General features: G+C 56.0%; 2 rRNA genes (1 of these 2 cut by a window edge). Both read left to right on the plus strand.

From position 1 onward, the window contains the following. Positions 1-2,638: ribosomal RNA gene (locus tag LK996_RS16505) — 23S ribosomal RNA — on the plus strand (it extends 235 nt beyond the left edge of the window). Between the two features lie 177 nt (positions 2,639-2,815). Beyond that, positions 2,816-2,928, plus strand: a 5S ribosomal RNA gene (gene rrf, locus LK996_RS16510). Positions 2,929-2,978: the final 50 nt, after the last annotated feature.

Genomic DNA, 2,978 nt, shown 5'->3' on the forward strand with positions numbered 1-2,978 from the left:
TAGCGACGAGCGAACGGGGACTAGCCCAAAAGTCCGTACGGTTTTAGCAGAACACGCTGGGAAGCGTGGCCGTAGATGGTGACAGCCCTGTATGCGAAAGGGCCGTGCGGATGAAATTGAGTAGGGCGGGGCACGTGAAACCCTGTCTGAACATGGGGGGACCATCCTCCAAGGCTAAATACTCCTGACCGACCGATAGTGAACCAGTACCGTGAGGGAAAGGCGAAAAGAACCCTGGTGAAGGGAGTGAAATAGATCCTGAAACCGTGTGCGTACAAGCAGTCGGAGCCCGCAAGGGTGACGGCGTACCTTTTGTATAATGGGTCAGCGACTTACTGTTTGTGGCGAGCTTAACCGTATAGGGGAGGCGAAGGGAAACCGAGTCTGATAAGGGCGCATAGTCGCAGGCAGTAGACCCGAAACCGGGTGATCTAGTCATGCCCAGGGTGAAGGTTGAGTAACATCAACTGGAGGCCCGAACCCACTCCCGTTGCAAAGGTAGGGGATGAGGTGTGATTAGGAGTGAAAAGCTAATCGAACCCGGAGATAGCTGGTTCTCCTCGAAAGCTATTTAGGTAGCGCCTCGGACGAATACTGCTGGGGGTAGAGCACTGTTATGGCTAGGGGGTCATTGCGACTTACCAAACCATGGCAAACTCCGAATACCAGCACGTACTATCCGGGAGACACACGGCGGGTGCTAACGTCCGTCGTGAAAAGGGAAACAACCCAGACCCACAGCTAAGGTCCCAAATTTATCGCTCAGTGGTGAACGATGTGGAAAGGCACAGACAGCCAGGAGGTTGGCTTAGAAGCAGCCACCCTTTAAAGAAAGCGTAATAGCTCACTGGTCGAGTCGGTCTGCGCGGAAGATTTAACGGGGCTAAGCGATAAACCGAAGCTTGGGGTGCACAGCAATGTGCGCGGTAGAGGAGCGTTCCGTAAGCCGATGAAGGTGGATTGAGAAGTCCGCTGGAGGTATCGGAAGTGCGAATGCTGACATGAGTAACGATAATGGGGGTGAAAAGCCTCCACGCCGAAAGCCCAAGGTTTCCTTGCGCAACGTTCATCGGCGCAGGGTGAGTCGGCCCCTAAGGCGAGGCAGAAATGCGTAGTCGATGGGAAGCTGGTTAATATTCCAGCACCTCGCGTCAGTGCGATGGGGGGACGGAGAAGGGTAGGTGTACCGGGCGTTGGTTGTCCCGGGGAAAGCAGGTAGGCGGATCCTCTTGGCAAATCCGGAGGGTCATACGCCGAGCAGCGAGACCAGGCCATTAGGCCGAAGTCACTGATCCCACGCTTCCAGGAAAAGCCCCTAAGCTTCAGCTGACGCAGACCGTACCGTAATCCGACACAGGTGGGCAGGATGAGAATTCTCAGGCGCTTGAGAGAACTCGGGTGAAGGAACTAGGCAACATGGCACCGTAACTTCGGGAGAAGGTGCACCGCTTCTGGTGGCCCATGCGGGCTATAGCTGGGAGCGGTCGCAGAAACCAGGCCGCTGCGACTGTTTATCAAAAACACAGCACTCTGCAAACACGAAAGTGGACGTATAGGGTGTGACGCCTGCCCGGTGCTGGAAGGTTAATTGATGGGGTCAGCCGCAAGGCGAAGCTCTTGATCGAAGCCCCAGTAAACGGCGGCCGTAACTATAACGGTCCTAAGGTAGCGAAATTCCTTGTCGGGTAAGTTCCGACCTGCACGAATGGCGTAACGACAGCGGCGCTGTCTCCACCCGAGACTCAGTGAAATTGAAATCGCTGTGAAGATGCAGCGTTCCCGCGGCAAGACGGAAAGACCCCGTGAACCTTTACTACAGCTTTACACTGAACGTTGAGTTCGTCTGTGTAGGATAGGTGGGAGCCTGTGAAACCGAGGCGCTAGCTTCGGTGGAGGCAACCTTGAAATACCACCCTGATGTGCTTGACGTTCTAACCTGGGCCCGTAATCCGGGTCGGGGACCGTGTATGGTGGGTAGTTTGACTGGGGCGGTCTCCTCCCAAAGTGTAACGGAGGAGCACGAAGGTACGCTCAGCGCGGTCGGACATCGCGCACTGTGTGCAAAGGCATAAGCGTGCTTGACTGCAAGATCGACGGATCAAGCAGGTACGAAAGTAGGTCTTAGTGATCCGGTGGTTCTGTATGGAAGGGCCATCGCTCAACGGATAAAAGGTACTCCGGGGATAACAGGCTGATACCGCCCAAGAGTTCATATCGACGGCGGTGTTTGGCACCTCGATGTCGGCTCATCACATCCTGGGGCTGTAGTCGGTCCCAAGGGTATGGCTGTTCGCCATTTAAAGTGGTACGCGAGCTGGGTTCAGAACGTCGTGAGACAGTTCGGTCCCTATCTGTCGTGGGCGTTGGAGATTTGAGAGGGGCTGCTCCTAGTACGAGAGGACCGGAGTGGACGAACCCCTGGTGTTCCGGTTGTCACGCCAGTGGCATTGCCGGGTAGCTACGTTCGGAAGCGATAACCGCTGAAAGCATCTAAGCGGGAAGCGCGCCTCAAGATGAGATCTCCCGGGACACAAGTCCCCTGAAGGAACCATCAAGACCAGGTGGTTGATAGGCGCGGTGTGTAAGCGGAGCAATCCGTTGAGCTAACGCGTACTAATGATCCGTGCGGCTTGACCATATCACCTCAAGTGGCCTTACCCTCGACAACACGTCGATGGCATTCGACCCACATGCTCGTAAGAGCTGGCTTCGAACAGAAGCAAACGACTCGCTACGTCCCACCCCATGAGAGCGTGTGCGCGACTGCGCCCGCATTCCAAAAGAATGCACGCAGACCGCGACCCTCCACCCTCTCCCTGGTGACAATAGCGCTGTGGCACCACCCGATCCCATTCCGAACTCGGAAGTGAAACGCAGCCGCGCCGATGGTAGTGTGCATCCGCATGCAAGAGTAGGTCATCGCCAGGGCCTTACACCAAAACCCCGCAGGGTTACCTGCGGGGTTTTTTCTTTGCGCG

Source organism: Noviluteimonas lactosilytica, from assembly GCF_020866925.1.
In the GTDB taxonomy this organism is placed as follows: Bacteria; Pseudomonadota; Gammaproteobacteria; order Xanthomonadales; family Xanthomonadaceae; genus Noviluteimonas; species Noviluteimonas lactosilytica.